Annotated in this window: 9 protein-coding genes; 5 read left to right on the top strand and 4 right to left on the bottom strand. The window is 69.4% G+C overall.

Features of this window, described 5'->3' with window-relative positions; translation table 11 throughout:
• Positions 1-93 precede the first annotated feature (93 nt).
• The gene (locus KMW22_RS15035) at positions 94-3,699 is read left to right on the top strand and encodes a PAS domain S-box protein (protein ID WP_221090869.1); all 3,606 of its coding nucleotides are present in this window, start codon (positions 94-96) and stop codon (positions 3,697-3,699) included.
• 67 nt (positions 3,700-3,766) lie between these two features.
• Here KMW22_RS15035 and nagA read toward each other — a convergent pair whose 3' ends face one another.
• A complete protein-coding gene (gene nagA, locus KMW22_RS15030; protein ID WP_221090868.1) occupies positions 3,767-4,909 on the bottom strand; it encodes an N-acetylglucosamine-6-phosphate deacetylase in 1,143 nt (380 codons plus the stop codon).
• A gap of 450 nt (positions 4,910-5,359) precedes the next feature.
• On the opposite strand from nagA, the gene KMW22_RS15025 reads away from it, so the two are divergent.
• On the top strand, positions 5,360-6,223 hold the full coding sequence (locus KMW22_RS15025) for a DNA repair protein (protein WP_221090867.1): 864 nt from the start codon (positions 5,360-5,362) through the stop codon (positions 6,221-6,223).
• A gap of 637 nt (positions 6,224-6,860) precedes the next feature.
• Positions 6,861-8,057 (top strand): sensor histidine kinase, encoded by a 1,197-nt coding sequence (locus KMW22_RS15020; RefSeq protein ID WP_221090866.1) that lies wholly within the window; start codon positions 6,861-6,863, stop codon positions 8,055-8,057.
• An 82-nt stretch (positions 8,058-8,139) separates the two neighbouring features.
• On the opposite strand, the gene KMW22_RS15015 is transcribed toward KMW22_RS15020, so the two are convergent.
• On the bottom strand, positions 8,140-8,778 hold the full coding sequence (locus KMW22_RS15015) for a DUF2268 domain-containing putative Zn-dependent protease (protein WP_221090865.1): 639 nt from the start codon (positions 8,776-8,778) through the stop codon (positions 8,140-8,142).
• A 157-nt stretch (positions 8,779-8,935) separates the two neighbouring features.
• Positions 8,936-11,917 (bottom strand): PAS domain-containing protein, encoded by a 2,982-nt coding sequence (locus KMW22_RS15010; RefSeq protein ID WP_221090864.1) that lies wholly within the window; start codon positions 11,915-11,917, stop codon positions 8,936-8,938.
• 376 nt (positions 11,918-12,293) lie between these two features.
• Here KMW22_RS15010 and KMW22_RS15005 point away from each other — a divergent pair, with 376 nt between their 5' ends.
• On the top strand, positions 12,294-13,067 hold the full coding sequence (locus KMW22_RS15005) for a hypothetical protein (protein ID WP_221090863.1): 774 nt from the start codon (positions 12,294-12,296) through the stop codon (positions 13,065-13,067).
• A 269-nt stretch (positions 13,068-13,336) separates the two neighbouring features.
• A complete protein-coding gene (locus tag KMW22_RS15000; RefSeq protein ID WP_221090862.1) occupies positions 13,337-14,353 on the top strand; it encodes a GGDEF domain-containing protein in 1,017 nt (338 codons plus the stop codon).
• A 662-nt stretch (positions 14,354-15,015) separates the two neighbouring features.
• Here KMW22_RS15000 and KMW22_RS14995 read toward each other — a convergent pair.
• Positions 15,016-17,811: a YhgE/Pip domain-containing protein gene (locus KMW22_RS14995; RefSeq protein WP_221090861.1), complete on the bottom strand. Its 2,796-nt coding sequence runs from the start codon at positions 17,809-17,811 to the stop codon at positions 15,016-15,018.
• Between the last annotated feature and the right edge of the window lie 61 nt (positions 17,812-17,872).

Genomic DNA, 17,872 nt, shown 5'->3' with positions numbered 1-17,872 from the left:
CTATGTGAAAAGGCACCAGGGATCATTGGGGGCTCCGTCATACATCTGTGATGTCCGGTCCCTATGCTGAGTGGTCAGCAAGGTGGAAAGGCGATGATCCAGAGCGAGCAGGATGTTCAGTTGCTGCGGGCGGCCACACTGACCGCCGCCCTGGACAGTGTCATCACCATTGATGAACGTGGGCTCGTGGTGGACTGGAACCCAGCGGCCGAGCGGACCTTTGGGTACACCGCCGCAGAAGCCAGGGGGCGCAATCTGTCGGCCTTGATTGTGCCCCCCAGGTACCGAGAGGCCCACGAGCGCGGCCGTGAGCGGTATCTGCAGACCGGCGTACCCCACGTCCTGAACCAGCGCCTGGAACTCGAGGCGTTGCACAAAGACGGGCATACCTTTCCCTGTGAGCTGACCGTACACGCCGTATCCATTAGCACCGGCACCTTCTTCACAGCCTATCTGCGTGACCTGAGCGCGCAGCGCCACAATGAGCGGCGGCTGCAACGGGCGGCCCAGCGGGCGGCCCACCTGAGCGCGGGCATGGCCGCCATGGCGCGGGCCATCACCCCGGCAGAGGTGGCCCAGGCCATCTTGCACGAGGGCCTCACCATGCTTGACGCGCACGCGGGCCTCGTCTTTGTGAGGCAGGGTGATCAGCTGATGCCCCTGAGTGCCAACGGCGCCCTGGGTGACGCCCTGGCGCAGGTGGGCACCATTCCCCTGACTGCCGATCTGCCAGTGGCCGATGTCCTGCGAACCGGGGAGGCCTCCCTGGTCAGCGCGGCTGAACTGGCCGAGCGCTATCCAGAGGCGCTGCTGCCGCAGGCCTATCCGGGGGCCGCTGTGGTCGTCATGCCCCTGAAGACGGATCTTGAAGTCACGGGGGTCCTGGTGTTTACCTTCCAGGAGGAGCCGCCTAACGATCCTGAGGACCTGCAGTTCCTCCAACACCTCGCAGATCAGTGCGCGCTGACGCTGCAGCGCGTGCAGGCGCAGGTGGAAACGCGGCAGATGACTGAACGCTTTCAGTCCCTGGTCACGGCCACCACCAGCATTGTCTGGACCCGGGACGGCCATGCACACTTCGTGGAGCCGCAGCCTCAATGGGCGCAGTTCACCGGGCAGACGTGGGAGGAGTACCGGGGCATGGGCTGGGTGCAGGCCATTCATCCCGATGACCGCCACATCGCGCAGAACGCGTGCGTCAAGGGCGTAAAGGAGCGCGCGCCCTATCAGATCGAATATCGCCTGCGCCACCACCAGGGCCAATACCGTGTCGTGCGGGTCAATGCGGTACCGGTTCTGGAAGCGGACGGCCACATCCGGGAATGGATTGGGTTTCACCGCGACATCACCCAGGAGCGCGAAGCCCAGCACCGCGCCGCCACCCTGCATGCGATGACCGCGCGGCTCAGCGAGGCGCACACCGAGGAGGAAGCGGCGGACCTGATCCTGCACCATGCGCGCACGGGCTTGGGGGCCTACGCGGGCACGGTGCTGCGGGTCCGGGACGGGCACTTTGAAACCGTGGGCTCTCAGGGCTACGCGCCGTCCATCCTGGAACAGTTCCGGACATTCCCGCTGGACGCCCATATTCCAGTTGCCGACGCCGTGCGGACGCTGCGTCCCCTGTACCTCACAGGGCAGGAGCTCAGCGCCCAGTACCCGCTGGTGGCCCGCGTGCTGGAGCACACCCACGAGCGGCTGGCGGCTGTGCCGCTGGTGGTGGGCGGTCACGCCCTGGGGGGGCTGGTCCTGAGTTTCGCGGACGAGCAGGCGTTCACCGCCAGCGATCAGGAGTACATCACCACCTTCGCGCACCAGTGTGCACGGGCCCTGGACCACATTCAGGCCTACCAGGCGGCCACAGACAGTGAGGCGCGGCTCTCCGGCATCATCAGCACGGTTTCAGATGCCGTGATTACCACGGATGAGGACCGCCGCATCCTGCTGTTTAATGCAGCCGCAGAGCGGGTCTTCGCGGTGCCCGCCGCAGAGGTTCTGGGGCAGACCCTCGACCAGTTCATTCCGGGGGCCTACCGGGCCCGGCACCACGACCACATGCGGGCGTTCGGGCAAACGGGCGTCACGTCCAGAAGCATGCACGGCGCCCGACGAGCGCTCCCCGCGCTGCGCGGCGACGGTTCGGAATTTCTGGTGGAAGCCACCATCTCGCAGGTGGTCGTGGAAAACCAGCGCCTCTTCACGGCCGTGATCCGTGACGTCACCACGCAGTTGCAGGCCGAGCAGACGCTGCGCGAGAGTGAGGAGCGGTTCCGGGCCACCTTCAGTCAGGCGGCGGTGGGGATTGCCCACGTCTCCCTGGAAGGCCGCTGGCTGAGTGTCAATGACAAGACCTGTGAAATCGTGGGGTACCCGGAAGAAGAGCTGCTGGCGCTGTCCTTTCAGCAGATCACCCACCCGGATGATCTTGAACTCGACATTCTGCAGGTGCAGCGGCTGCTGAGCGGGCAGATTCCGACCTACACCATTCAGAAGCGCTATCTCCGCAAAGACCGCTCCGAGGTCTGGGTCAACCTGACCGTTTCTCTGGTGCGCACGGAACTGGGGGCCCCCAAGTACTTCATCTCGGTCCTAGAGGACATCAGCGCCATGAAGGCCACCGAGGCCGAACTGCGGGCCGCCCGCCAGGACCTGGAGCAGCGGGTGGAAGAACGGACGGCGGCGCTGCAGGGCATCAGTCAGCAGTTGCAGGCCCAGGTGCAGCAGCTGGAACAGCGCAATCACGAGACGCAGATTCTGGGCGAGATGAGCGAACTCCTCCAGGCCTCGTTAAATCTGGAAGAGGCGCAGGCCGTGGTGGCAGGCCATACAGCCCAGCTGTTCCCCAGGCTGCCGGGCACGCTCTACTCCTTTGGGCCTTCCAAGAATGTCCTGGAGGAAATGATTTCCTGGAACGGTCCTGTCAGCCAATCACCGGTCTTTGCGCCCACGGACTGCTGGGCGCTGCGCCGCGGCCGGGCCTTTGTCTCTGAGGAGGGCGGCCACCTCCGCTGCCGTCACCTTGAGGAGGAAGGCGCGGCGCTGTGCGTGCCGCTCCTGGCACAGGGGGAAACGGTGGGGCTGCTGCATTTCCACCAGATGCCGGCGCCGCCTTCTGCCCACCAGCGGCGGCTGGCGCAGACGATTGCCGAAACGGTGGCGCTGGCCATCGTCAACCTGCGTCTGCGGGAGACGCTGCGCCAGCAGTCCATCCGCGATGTCCTGACCGGGCTGTTTAACCGGCGCTACCTGGAAGAAACGTTCGAGCGCGAGTTGCGCCGCGCGCAGCGCAACCGTCAGCCGATCGGTGTGGTCATGCTGGACGTTGACCATTTCAAAAAGTTCAATGACCTGTACGGGCATGAAGCGGGCGACCTGCTGCTCAAATCCCTGGGCGAGGTGCTGCAGGGAAGCGTGCGCGGCGAGGACGTGGTGTGCCGCTATGGCGGCGAGGAATTCGCCCTCTTGCTGCCGGGGGCCAATGCGGAGCAGGCCAGCGCCCGTGCTGAACAGATCCGGAATAAGGTCAGGGTGATGCAGGTGATCAGCCGGGGCCAGGTGCTGGGCACCGTGACGGCTTCTCTGGGGGTCGCCGCTTACCCAGTGCACGGCGAGCAGCTGATGGACTTGATCCGCGCCGCCGATTTCGCCCTGTACCGCGCCAAGAAGGAGGGCCGTGACCGCGTGGTGCTCGCCACCTGACGACTGTTGGGGGCAGACGCCTTACGGGCTGGGCTTCGGACGCAGTCGCGGCTGGCCAAGCCTCAGTTCATGTCAGTGGCGAGGACGGGGGAACGCACACCTGCTCCCCGGCCACGTACGTTGCCTGAACCTGGAACTCCGGGGTCAGCACGGCCAGATCGGCGCGCAGGCCCTCGCGCAGTTCGCCCCGGTCATGCAGGCCCACCGAGCGGGCGGGCACGAGGCTCAGCATGCGGCTCAGTTCGGGCAGAGGCACGCCCAGGGCGGCAGCGCGGCGCAGGGCCACGTCCAGGGTGAGCACGCTGCCGGCCAGGGTGCCGTCGGCCAGGGTGGCTTTGCCGCCCTTCACCGTCACGGGCTGCCCGCCCAGTTCGCTGGGGCCGTCGCCCAGGCCAGCGGCGCGCATGGCATCCGTAATCAGCATGACCCGCCCGGGCGCCGCTGCGCGGGCCAGCAGAAACGAGGTGGGGTGCACGTGCAGGCCGTCCAGAATGACTTCCAGGGTGGCGTGGGGGTCGGCGATCAGGGCGCCGGGGGGACCAGGCACACGGCCCTCAATGCCGCCCATCGCGTTAAAGAGGTGGGTGGCGCAGCTCTGGCCGCCGGCCTCGTGGACTGCCGCCAGGGCGGCCTGCACGGTCTCGGCGTCGGCGCGGGTGTGGCCGATGCCCACGCGCACGCCCGCCCGGGCAAAGGTGCGCGCGGCGTCCAGGGCGCCCGGCAGCTCCGGGGCCAGGGTCACGGCGCGCACGGCGCCGGTGGCCAGCACCTCAGCCACGCGCTCGGGGGTGGGGTCCACGGCGCAGGGCGGCTGGGCGCCCAGCCGCCCGGGGCTGATAAAGGGGCCTTCCAGGTGCGCGCCGGGCAGGTCGGCGCCGCCCGGGACCCCACCCTCCTGGGCCACCTGCGCCACGGCCCGCAGCGCGCGCAGCACCTCTGGCCAGGGGTTGGTGATCGTGGTGGGCAGCAGCGTGGTGGTGCCGTGCCGGGCGTGCAGCCGCGCCAGGGTGCGAATGCCCTCTGGGCCGTCCATCGTGTCGCCCCCCGCGCCCCCGTGCACGTGCGTGTCCACGAAGCCGGGCAGAATCAGGACCGAGGGGTCGGCGCTGGGCAAAGGCTCTATGTGCGCAATCCGGTCCCCTTGCACCGTCAGGCGCCCGCTCTGCAGGCCGCTGGGCAGCAGCAACTGGCCGCTGAGGGTGGTAGTCATGGGTGGGAACACTCCGGGCAGGCAGCAGGACGCACAGTGCCCCGCAGCTTACCTGAGCTGGGGCCGCGCGCCCGTCCGCCTGTGTGGAGGTGTGCCGGGTAAGGGAGGCCCTCATCAACGCTCTGAACAGGTTCACCAGTCTGTGGAGCTCAGTCCAATGAACACGCCGTTTTTTCCTCCACCTTTGCGCTGCGCCGCAGAGGGGGGCGAGCAGCCTTGGCGTTCCAGACGACGTTTCTCCTATGGCCTACTCGCCTCGCGTGAACACGGTCCGCGACATGGCTCAGGCGACGTCCGAAACCTGCCGTCATCCCTTCCGACATTTTCCCGACTGACGGGATTTGTAGACCTGCGGAGCAGAGTCGGCAATCTGTATCAGCCCGCACCCAGCGCCCATAAGGTGCCGACCCGACACACAAGACGCTCTGTTCAGGGCAGAATAGAGGGGCTATGGCACGAGTGAAAACAAAAGACGAGCGGCAGACCACCTCCCCCTTCGAGGCCTTTGATGCCCTGATGGCCACCGCCGCCGTGGACAGTGGCGTGCGTGCCCTGCAAGGCAGCGGCGCCGACCCCGACACCATGAACGCCGCGCTGACGGGCGCTCTGGTCCAGGCGCTGCGCCGCTGGGGCCTGGGGCTGCACCACCTGCGCTTTGAAGCCCGCCTCGCCGAAGGCGGCCAGGACATCGCCATTCTAGAGGGGGGCCGCCCGGTGGCCCTGGTCAGCGAAGGGCCAGCAGCCCTGGCACGCGCGCTGGAAAGCATGGGCGCTGCCGACGAACGCGGCCTGAGTCTGTGGGGCGTGCTGGGTGACGGCCACCGCGTGCCCGGCGACACGCCCCTGGCCCGACTGCGCGTGCTGATCGAGGACGCCCGCGACTTTGAAACCGAGTGGTCCCCGGCCCGCGCAGGGGCCTTTACGCGCACGTGGCGCGCGGGCGACACCCTGTTCGTGGAGGTGGCCCGCCCCGCTTCGCCGCAGGCCGCCCTGTCCGACGCGGCCTGGGACGTGATCACCAGCATCAAGGACCGCACCTTTCAGCGCGAACTGATGCAGCGCAGCGAAGAAGCCGGCATGCTGGGCGCGCTGCTGGGGGCCCGCCACGCCAGCGCCCGCGCCAATCTGGCCGCCCTGCCCGACGCGCACTTCACCGTGCAGGCCACCGTGCATACCCTGCAGGGCCCGCAGGCCCGCAACGCCGACGAATACCGCACCGCCGTGCGCCAGGCCACCGAGGAACTTGACGCCCTGCAGGGCCAGGTCACCCGCCAGCTGGCCGAGGTGCTGCGCCACGGCCTGAAGAGCAACTGACCGGCGCTGCCTGTTTCCCTTTAGGGCTCAACGGCAGCCCTGCAGCGCCGCCCAGACCGCTGTCTTTTGCGGAGATTGACATCGTGCGCCCCAGAGGGCTTGTAGGATTGTCCTACAAGCCCTCTGGGTTGCGCTCTGCGGCGGCCACGCGTTTTCCCTCCGATGGCCGAAGTCGCCTGCCGCCTCTTTGCACGCCATTTGCCGCTTCTTCCCCTGCTGCAGAGGGGCTCTGGTAGACCGCTTCAACGGCTACTGGTCCAACCAATCGCTCAGGCTCACCCTGGCCCCCCCAATTCTCCACCCTTCCTGAAGGGACCTTCATCATTCTCTCGGAGAGCCATTCATTTTCCTGGGGCAGGCCTTAGGCTGCTGCCATGCCCAGCGTCAGGTGGTGCGCCAGAGTGGACGTATCAGTGACAATTGCGGACAGTCCAGCTCGAATCGTGGCTGTCCGGCCCGCGTGGGCAATACGGGGGAATTCCATGCAACCCGCATCCCAGCCTGTCTGCGCACCCGAGCGGACCCCGCCCGCGATCCTCCGACACCCGGCGCCCGCCTCTTCAGACCGCTTCGTTCTCTTCCCATCCTCTTTTGCGGTGTGCCCCGGCGCACACCCCCGGGCGCTTCAGGTACTGCCATGACCCACGACTTGTCCCCGCTGCCCCGCACCCTTTCGGCCCCCGACCCCCAGTTGCAGGGGCTTGAAGCCCAGATTCAGGCCCTCCAGTCGGCCCTGGCGCAGGCCAGAGCCCTGTTCCACAGCGCCCCGCACGCGGCGTTTCTGGTCAATGCCCAGGGGCGCGTGGTGGAGATCAATGCGCTGGGGGCCGCCCTGCTGGGAACTGACCCCGCGCTGGCCCTGGGCCGCCCACTGGCTGGCGCGCTAACCCCGGAAAGCCGCTCGGTTCTGGCGGCGCTGCTGGGCGCGGTGTTTGCCGGCCGGGGCCCGCAGCGCGCCGAGGTGCAGGTGGCCCTGGAGGGCGGGGAGCGGCTGGACCTGTCCCTGTCGGCCGCCCTGCATGCGGGGGGCGACGAGCCGCTGTGCCACCTCAGCGCGGCGGATGTGACGGCGTTCAAGGCGGCGCACCGCACCCTGCTGGCCTCCACGCAGGGGTTAGAGCAGGACCTGCGGCAGCAGACCGCGCGTTTCCGGCAACTGGGCGAGGAGTTCCGCACGGTCATGGCGGTGTCTGAAAACCAGCTGAGCACCACGCTGACGCGCGCGCAGAACTTTCTGGGCCTGATGGACCGCCAGGAGTGCCCGGCAGACCGCCAGCGCTCGCTGGGCCACGTGGTGACCGCCGTGCAGGAAACCCAGGGCCTGCTGACCTCGCTCAAGAGTTACATGCAGGCCCGGACCATTCGCGCCCGTATGCGCAGCCTGGACCTGAACCGGGTGCTGCGCGAGGTCCTCAAGGATCTGGAAGCCGGGCTGGCCGGGCGCCACGTGCAGATTTCCCAGGTGCCGCTGCCGGTGGTGCAGGGCGACCATCAGGTGTTGCAGATCATCCTGCACGAATACCTGACGAACGCCCTGAAGTTCACCCGCACGCGGCCTCAGGCCCGGCTGCGCCTGCTGGTGCAGGAAACCGAAAAGGAACACTGGGTTGGGGTGGAAGACAACGGCGTGGGCTTCAACATGCGCCAGAAGGAAAAAGCCTTCGAACTGTTCGGGCGGCTGCATCCAGTGGACCTTTACGAGGGCACGGGCCTGGGGCTGGCGGTGGTGCGGCGCCTGTGCGAACGCTTCGGGGGGCGCGCCTGGGGCGAGGGCAAGGTGGACCAGGGCGCGACCTTCTGGTTCGCGTGGCCCAAAACGCCTGTGCCGGATTGATGGGGCGGCCTGAAGCGAGCTGGGGCAACGGGCGCCACCACAGGGCTGCAGGAGGGGAGACAGGACGTCGTTTGGCCCTCGTTCAATGAGCCGACCAAGCAGAACGGAAGGCTTCTGCTGATATCGAAGCGTGAATCACCGCGTCCCCGCCCTGTCGCTCAAGAAACCTTCTGACCAACTCAAAACCCAGCGCGTAGCCTCCCCAGCGGGGCAGCTCGTGGCTTGCGTCACCGAAGAACCACGCCTGATGGTCATACGGTCCGTCCAACTGCTGTTCGGCGCGGGCCCAGAGCTCGTCCAGAGCCACGGTGGGCCGGGCGTACAGGGGTACCTCGCCACGTTCTTCGACTTCGTAGTGCTGGGCAAGGCCTTCAAACACCAGGGCCTCCAGCAACGTGCCGAGGCCGGCATGCCGCCAGCGTTTCGCGTGGTGAAGTTCGTGGGCCAGCGTGGCCGGCAGTTCGGTGCGCCAGTGAGCGAGAAACTGCGGGCTCTGTGGGGTCACGGCAAGGTGAACGCTGTACCCGTCTGGCGCAGTGCCCACCATGCCTGTCTCTGGAATGGTCCACGGGCTGGTGTACAGGACCGCGTCCACGCCGTCCAAGCCCAGACGGGTGGTCTGCCGGGCAAAGGCAGCGCGGGCCACAGCTTCAACCTGCTCAGCCAGCGCTTCTGGCAACTGCTTGCCCGCATTCAGAACATGGAAAACGTTGGCTTTCATCTGGGCAGCAGCGTCACACAATCCTGGAGGGGTGTCCACCTGATATCCGCAAGGGAGGGAGCCGGAACCTCTTGACCGCCAAGACGCTGGCCCGACCGGCTTTCCGCGACCATCCTCTGAGCCATGCCAAGCTGCTCATGGCACCCTCTCACGGGCGTCAGCTTTCCAGCGGTTCGCCGCCCAAGAGGGCTTCAAGTTCGCCCACCGCAGTGTCCTGGGGAAACGCCAGCACCACCAGTCCGCCGCTGCTGCGCGCCTCGGCCCAGGCCCAGCCGCCGTGGCGGGCCAGAATACGCCGCACCTGCAGCAGGCCGCTGCCCTCCAAGATGGGCACGCTCTGATCGGTGCGCACGGCCAGATCAAACAGGGTGGCCGCCTCCTCGCCGCTGAGGCCCAGGCCGTCGTCCTCGACCAGCACCCGCTCCTCGCCTTCCAGGGTGCGGCGGCTGACGGTCACGTAGCGCGTGCCCCGGGTGGGGCTGAGGGTGAAATTCATCAGGACGTCCAGCGCCTGACGCAAGAGCGCCCGGTCGCCGCGCACGATCGGCAACGGCTCCAGAAACCATGTCAGGTCGCGCCCGCTGGCCTGCGCGGCCTGGGCGCGCACCTCGGCAAACAGTTCGCCCAGGGGCAGCAGTTCCTGGGTGAACTGGCGGGTTTCCAGGCGCGAAAGCTGGCGCAGGTCCTGGGCCACGCCCTTCAGGCGCGTGACCTCGTCCTGCAGCAGGGCGGGGTCGTACGGAGGCAGGCCCTCAAAGGCCTGGGGCGCCGGCAGCACACCTGGGTCCAGCAGTTGCCCCAGGCGCCGGGCGGGGGCTTCAAGGTTGTGGGCGGTGCGGATAATCACGTTGCCCAGTTCGGCGTTCAGGTCGGCCAGGCGGCGGGTGCGCTCGGCCACCTGGGTTTCCAGGGTGGCGTTCAGGGCCTGCACCTCCTGCTCGGCGCGCTTGCGGTCGGTGATGTCGTAGGACATCGCCAGCACCGAAGTGACCTCCCCGCCTGCGCGGCGCAGCGGCACGCCCCGGGTGATGAAGCTGCGGCCATGCGCGTTGTGCTCGTACTCGAAGCCCTCGCCGGCCAGGGCGCGGCGGTACAGCCCCTCGTACTCGGGCACCTGTTCGGGCGGCATCACCTGGGCCACCGTGCGGCCCACCAGATCTTCAGGCGTGAACCCGGCGGCGGCCAGCGCCTCGCCCTGGGCCAGCTGGTAGCGCAGGTCGTGGTCCACCACGAACACTGCGCCGCCCGGCAGATGCTCGATCAGCGCGCGCAGACGGCTTTCGGATTCGACCAGCGCGGCCTGGGTGCGCGCGCGTTCGGCGGCCTGCCAGGTGCGCTCGGCGGTTTCTTCGGCCAGGGCCACGTCCTCGTCGGTCCAAGTGCGGGCCGCGCGCTGGTGCAGGCCCAGCAGCGCCACCAGTCGGCCGTCCTTGACCAGCGGCACGTTCAGAGCCGCGCGTGGCGCCGACGTGAACAGCGACCCCCTGTTCACGTCGCCCGTGTGGATGTCGTTGGTGCGGGTGGTGCGGCCCGCCTGCCAGTCGGGCACCAGCCCTGGGGCAAGAGCCTGCAGCGAGGACCAGCCCACGACGCTGGGCAGGCCACCATTGGCATACTCGGCGTGAACCTCGCTGGTGTCACCGTCGTTGTGCACCGAGGCGTAAAATACCCGCTCAACCCCCAGCGCCTCGCCCAGCAGGCGGCATGCCTCGCGCTGAATCTGCACCGGGTCGGCCAGAGGCCGCAGCTTATCGCTGAGCTGCAGCACAAACGCCTGCCGCGTCTGCTGGGTGCGCGCGGCCTCCTCGGCCCGCCGCCGCTCGGTGACGTCCAGGGTGGAGAGCAGAAAACCGTCCTCGGCCCCGGCGGCGGTCTGGTGAAACCAGCCGTCAAACTGCTCGTGGGCGTAATGGTGCTCGTGCGTGTCGGGTACGCCGGTTTCAGTGACGCGCTTGAAGGTTTCGAACAGTCCTGTTTCGACCACGGCCGGGTTCTCGGTCAGCAGGCGCTTGCCCGCCATCTCGCCCCACTGCTCATTCCAGAGCCGGTTGGTCAGCCGCCACTCGAAATCCGTGATCTCACCCTGGGCGCTCCGCACCGCCTGGAACAGTTGCATGTACTCCAGCGAGCTGTCAAAGACCGTTTGCAGCAGCTGGTTGCTGCGTTTCAGGTCGCGTTCGGCCGCCTTGCGCAGCGACACGTCCCGGAACAGCACCGCCACCCGGTGCTCGCGCGGCTCCCCAATGCGAAAGGCATAGACCTCGTACTCCCGGGGGGGCGTCAGCGCCGCCACCTGATGCTCGAAGCGGCGGGGCTGGCCGCTGCGCGCGATCTCGCCGTACATCTGAAACCAGAACGGTTCAAGGCCCGGCACCAGTTCGCGGACACTGCGCCCCTGGGCCCCCTCCAGCCCGGTCTGGGCCACGAAGGCCGGGTTCATGCTCAGCACGCGGTAGTCCGTCGGCTCGCCGGCCTCGTCAAACAGCACCTGAATGGTGCAAAAGCCCTCGTCCATGGACTCGACCAGGGCCTGGGCGGCTTCCGGCGGGGCGGTCAGGCGTTCAGGCGGCCACTCGCCCCGCAGCACCTGGGCCGTGGCCGTCGCCAGCGCCGAGGGCGCCTGCACCAGATCCGCCGCGCGGGCCGCCAGCAGGGCCTGGGCCAGCCCCGCTGGGACCAGGGGCGCCTGCACCAGCACCGTGCCCCCGGCCCCCCGCAGGGCGCGCGCGCCCCGCAGCCCGTCGGGCCCCGGCGCCGAGAGCATGGCCAGCAGCGCCCGCTCGCCGTAGGCCACGGCCAGCGAACCCAGCAACCGGTCCAGCGGGCAGGTGGGGGGCGCCCCGGGGCTGGGGGTCACCTCGCACTGGCCGCCCGGGCGCACGTCCAGCGTGGCCTGTGGCGGCGCCACGTACACGAGGCCGGGCTGCAACAGGGTGCCGCTGGCCACGTCGTGCAGAGGCAGGTCGGTGCCGCTGGCCCCGGCAGGCCGCCCACCCCCAGGCTGCACCAGCAACACGGCGACTGGCAGCGGCGTGGGCAGCGCGGCCAGCACGAGCTGAACCGCCCCCCACTCATCGGCCGCCGCGAGGAGAACCAGCACGTCGAACGGCGCGGTGGAAGAGGCAGAAGCGGCAGGCATGGATGGAGGCATTGTAAAGAAGCCCACAGGACGGCGGGCTGACTCGCCGTTCAGGAATCTCCATCTGTCTTTGGTGTAGCACTCATGACGGCACCCAAAGCTCTTGACGGGAGGGCTGACTGGGGCGCCGCAGGCAAGCGAGGGCCGAGGGGTGGCCTGTGGAGCGGCCCAGCTGCGGTTGCCTCCACCCTCTCAAGCCTCAACCCTGCTCGCCCTGCGTGGCCAGCAGGCGTTAATCTGGGGGCCTTCCACATCCTTGCAAGACCTCTGCCTTTACCCTCTCACCACCGTGACGACTCCGTTTGCCTTTTTGCGGGTCAGGGGCGCGTCCTTTTCCTCTGCGCCGTCTGTGTCTGTGCTGTCCCAGGAGCTGCCCATGCCCCACAACCCCTTTCGACATCTGCTGAATGACCTTCAGACCTGCGGCGACACCTACGCCCTGAGCACCCCCGCCGGCCCCCTGCACGCCCAGCAGGCCCCAGACGCGCTGGGCCGCGTGGACCTGTTTACCTTAACCGGCCCCGCCGGGCGCGAAACCTTCGTGATTCACGGGCCGCGCGCCTTCGGGCGGGGCGGAAGTTTTAACCTGCTCACGCCGGACCACCGCCACCTGCTGCGCCAGACGGTAAACCACACCACCCTCAGCGCCGACGAGCACCTGGGCCTGCACACGGCCCTGAACCACGCCGGCTTTACCCTGACCCGGGGCCAGACCCTGCAGACCGAGGTGGAGCACCTGACCCTGCTGTGCGCCCGGCACCCCGACGGCCGGGTGCTGTGGTTTCACGAACTGCTGCGCCAGCCGTTTGGCCTGCCGCTGGAACATTATGTGTTCTACGGCGGGGTGCGGCTGGCGGCCCTGCGCCATCACGAACCCGCCAGCACCGTGCGCCTGATGGCCCAGAGTGACGAGGCCCTGCAGGCCCAGGGGGTGCGCCCCGACAGCCTGCCCACCCTGCTGCTGGTGAGCGCGTGGCCCCTGCGCAGCGAGGCGCTGGACGCGGTGCTGGACGGCGACATGCCCGAAACCCACCTGCTGCCCCCCGCCGACTTCGAGTGGCACCCCACTGCCTACCAGCAACTGCACCTGAGCCTGACCCGCAGCGACCTGCGCCACGCTCCGCTGCCCTTCCTGCTGCAGCCCGCCTGAAGTGGGGCTTCATCTGACCTTCCTGTCAGCTTTTGTTAGAGCCAAGCTGACCGGTTTCTAAAATCGGCCTTGGGCCTGTCGCCACATGCATATCAGGCTGGGCGGCCACACTGGGGCTCACCGGGGACGGTCCCGGCCGGGCCCCAAACGCCTCTCACGGCGCCCTGTCCGGCTGGGCGGACCCTGCACTTTGCTTGCTGTCCGTCCCGTCTGCCGCCCGCCTGAATGCCCCGAGCGGGGCCGCCCCTTCCGTGTCGCCCGAGGCCACCATGTCGCTTCCCCTGCATTCGCCGCGCAGCCGCCTGCAGCGCTACCTGTGTCCCCTGCTGACCGCACTGCCGCTGTTGACGCTGGGCCTGGGCGCCCTGGGCGGCTCGCATGTGAATGCCCCGCAGGCCGGTGTCTTTTTGCTGCTGCTGGTGGCCACGGCCGGGCTGAACCACCGCTGGTGTGGCTGGGGCAGCGCCCTGTTCCTGCTGGCGGCGCCGCTGTGGCTGGTGTGGTTTTTACAGGCGCCCGGGTTCGGGTCCACCTTTCTGCCGGGCGTGACCGGCTACGGCGCGGTGCTGATGCTGCTCAGTGCGTTTTGCGCGGTGTGGTTCCCGGTGCGGGGGGTGGCGCTGTTCCTGCTGTACGGCACGGCGGTGGCGGCGCTGGCCTTTCCGCGCAGCGCCCTGGACTGGCTGGGCATGGCGTGGTTTTTGCTGGTGGCGCTGCTGATGGGCAGCCTGCTGGCTTGGCTGCTGGGCTGCACCGATCAGATGGTCAAGCAACTGGGCCGCGCGGCGCGGCGCGATCCCCTGACCGGCCTGGGCAACCGCCGCGCTTTTGAAGAAGCCCTGCGCGCCGCCTGGGCCCGCCACCCCCAGGGCCTGACCCTGGCCCTGATTGACGTGGACGGCCTGAAAGCCGTGAACGACGAGCGCGGCCACGCGGCTGGTGACCGGGTGCTGCAGCTGTTTGCCCAGGGCCTGCAGGCCCACCTGCCCGCCAGCCACGGCCTGTACCGCATTGGCGGCGACGAATACGTGGCCCTGTGCAGCGTGCGCGGCGCCGAGGCCCTGCAGCGCGCCATTGAGGCGGCCACGGCCCACGTGCACCAGGAGGGCTTTCCGCAGGTGGGCGCCAGCGTGGGCGTGGCCTGCAGCAACGAGACCGCCGCCCCGGACAGCCTGCTGAATCTGGCGGATGGCCGGATGTACCACCACAAACGGCACAAGTACCCGGCGCGGAGTCGGCCCCGGACGCGTGGGCCTTGGGAGGAGCAGCCGGCTTCGCTGGGGTAGGGGGTGGGCCGGCTTGGCGCGCTGGGCTTTGTGGGTGAATGGCCGGGTTTGGCGGCGCGGCTGAGGTTGGGTTGGGCAGGAACGGGTTCTCGCGCTTGCCCCACCCCCCCAGCCCCCCTACCCCGGAGGGGCAGGGGGGAGCGACGTTAGCACTGGGCAAGAGTTTTTACTGACGTCGGCGGGTTTGCTCCATTCGTTAACGTGTCTGGCCTCGACGCCATCCGCTGGTAACGCGCAATGGCCCGCGCCCTTCGGGCACGACGGCCTCGTCTGGACCCGGGCGGTGAAGTGGCAAGAAGGCTTGGTGCGGCCCAGAAGGTTCTACTTTTAAAGAGCAGCAGGGGCATCGGCCGCCTTTGCCTTTCAAAAGTAGAACCTCGTGTTTTAAGCGTTCGCACATTTCACCTTTACGGGGCGAGCAACGGAAGCCGTCGTGCGCGCAGCGCGCGGGCGTACGACGATGGGCGGAGAAGGGCCACGGCGTACAACGCGGGGCGAAGCCGGGCCGCCCTACCACGGCAGTCAACGTTTGCCAGCGCAGCGCCGCTCCCCCCTGCCCCTCCGGGGTAGGGGGGCTGGGGGGGTGGGGCAACGTAGGCAAACATCATCGCCCACCACCCCCAAAAATCGCCCACCACCCAACCCTCAAGGCCAACCCCACCTCACCCCACATCCGTAACGATCGGCGAGCGAAACTGATCATCCGCCGTGAAATGCCACCGCCACCGCGCCAGCAACGCCACCCCCAGCCCCAGCAGCGCCACAAGCAAAATGCGCCCCACAAAGGCCGCGTACTGCCCCTCATAAGCCCCGAACATGGCCGCACGCAGCGCCTGCACCACATCGGTCACGGGCATGGCGGCGTGAATGGCCCGGAAGAAACCCGGGGCCAGTTCCACCGGATAGCTGCCGCCCGAGGCCCCCAGCTGCACCACCAGCAGCACCAGCGCCAGCAGGCGCCCCGCCGCCCCCAGCAGCAGGTTCAGCGCCAGAATCAGCAGCATGAAGGTCAGGCTGGCGAGCACAGTGGTCAGCACGACCAGCCCGGGGTGCTCGTAGGGCACGCCCAGCCACGCCAGGCCCCCCACCACGATCAGCGCCTGCAGGGTCACGTAGCCAGCCGGCACCGTGAACTTGCGCAGCACGCGCGCCCGCTGCCCGGTGCGGCGCCCGCTTTCGGGCAGCAGCAGGTACGGAAAGATGAAGGTGGTCATGGTGGCCCCCACCCACAGCCCCAGGGCGATGAAGTAGGGCGCAAAGGCCGCGCCGTTGCTGGGCACCTGCGCCGCCGCCGTTTCCACGACCACCGCGCTGGCGGCCAGGCCCTGTGGGTCGCCGGCCAGGGTCTCGGTGCGGCGGGGCAGGCGGCGCTGCAGCTCGTCCAGCCCCTCGCGCAGCTGGGCGGCGCCCCCCTGCAGGTCCTGTGCCCCCTGGCTCAGCCGCCCGGCCCCATTCGAGAGCTGGCCCAGCCCGCCGGCCAGCTCGCCCGTTTTCTGGGCCAGGGTCTGCGCGCCGCCGCGCAGCTTGTTCAGGTCCTGCTGAGCAGGGAGTTGTTCGGTGACGGTCCCCAGCGCCGCCTTCAGTTTCAGGTTGCCGGCCACCAGGGTCTCCACGCCGCCCTGCACCTTCTGGGCGCCGTCGGCCAGGGTGCGGGCGCCAGCGGCGGCCTCGGCGGTCTTGCTGGCCAGGGTGGCGGCGCCGCTTTGCACCTGCGCCGCGCCGCTCTGCAGGCTCTCGCTGCCACGGGCGAGCGTCTGGGCGCCCTGGGCAGCGGTGCCGGCCCCGGTGGCGGCCTCGCCCAGCTTCTGGCTCAGGGTGGCGGCGCCCTGCTGCAGTGTCTGGGCGCCACGGGCGGCGGCCTCGGCGCCGTCGGCCAGCTGGGTGGCGCCTTGCACGGCCGCCGCGCTGCGCGTCTGGGTCTCGCGCAGGCCGCCAGCCAGGGCCGCCGCGCCACTCTTCAGGCTGTCGGCGCCGCTGCTCAGGGCCCCGGTACCGTCGGCCAGCTGGCGGGCGCCCTGGGACGCTGCGCCTGCCCCCGCCGCAGCCTTGTGGGCGCTGGCAGCCAGGGTGGTGGCTCCGGTTTGCAGCTGCCGGGCGCCGGCCGTCAGTTCGGCGGGCGCGGCCTGGGCCAGCGTGCCGGCCCCCGTTGCCAGGGTCTCGGCGCCGCTGGCCAGTCCCGCCGTGCCCTCGGCCAGGGCAGGCAGCTGCCCGGCCAGGGCCTGGGCGCCGGTCTGCACCTGGGCGGCGCCGTCCCCCAGGCGGGTGGCCCCCGCCTGCAACCTATCTGCGCCGCCGGCCAGTTCGCTCAGGCCCGCGCGCAGGGTGGGCAACTGCCCGGCCAGAGTCTGCGCGCCGGTGTGCAACCCCGCCGTGCCCTGGGCCAGCCCGGCCGCGCCCTGGTCCAGCTTCCGGGCCCCCTCGTGCAGCGCGCCCAGGCCCGTGGCGAGGTCCGGCAGTTTCTGGGCCAGCGCCGCCGCGCCGCCGTGGACCTGCCCGGCGCCGTCGGCCACCCGCCCGGCGCCCGTCTTCAGGGCCCCGGCCCCTTTGCCCAGTTCGGCCAGGCCGCCCGCCAGCCGCTCTGTGCCGCCGCTCAGCGCCGCCGCGCCCTGCTGCAGGGGCTGCAACTGCGCGCGCCCGGGGGCGGCCGCTTCCAGCTGCCGCAGGCCCTGGCCCAGCTTCGCGGTGCCGGTGGTCAGGCGGGTCACGCCGCCAGAGACCTCGCCGGCCCCGGCCGCCAGGGCCTGTGCGCCCTGCTGGGCGCTACGCACGCCCCCAGTCAGGGTCTGGGCACCGCCAGCCAGTGTGCCGGCACCCGCTTCCAGGCGCCCGGCGCCGTCGCGCAGCTTACCGGTGGCCACCCGCAGGTCCTCAAAGCCCTGCTGCACGTCCTTCAGCGAGCGCTGCACCACTTCCCAGCGGTTGCCGCCCAGGGTCTCGTTCAGGTTGGTGGTGATCTCCTGGGCTACCGTGCGGCCCACCCGGCTGGCGAAATAGCTGATGCCCGGCGCGGTGTACAGGTGCAGTTGGCCGTGCTGGCGGCTGTCGCCTGCCACCGCCTTCTGGCTGAAGTCGCGCGGAATGGTCAGCGCAAAGTAGACCTCGCCCCGGCGCACCGCCGCCTGTGCCGCTGCCTCGCTGGGGTAGCTGATCAGCTTGACCGGCGGGTCCTCGCGCAGTTCGCGCACCACGTCAGTCCCCAGGGCATAGCGCTGGCCGCGCAGGGTGGTGCCCTGATCCACGTTCACCAGCGCCACCGGCAGTTCGTTCAGGCGGCCATACGGGTCCCACACGCTGGCGAGGTACGTGCCGGCGTACACCAGCGGGATGAACAGAATGGCCAGGGCGGCGGCCCACATCAGCGGGGAGCGCCACAGCGCACGTTCGCTGGGGGTCAGGCGGCGGTAGTCGGCCAGCACGCTGCGGCTGGGGGCAGTGGGGTCAGATGGGGCTGGGGTCATGGCATCCTCGGCAGAAGAGAATCTGACACTCTGTCAGTTCGCGCCATGATGCCCAGTTTTC

It is taken from the genome of Deinococcus aquaedulcis, from assembly GCF_019693445.1.
Lineage (GTDB): Bacteria > Deinococcota > Deinococci > Deinococcales > Deinococcaceae > Deinococcus > Deinococcus aquaedulcis.
Note: the sequence above shows the minus strand (reverse complement) of the source record. Positions and strands in the feature narration are given on the sequence as shown.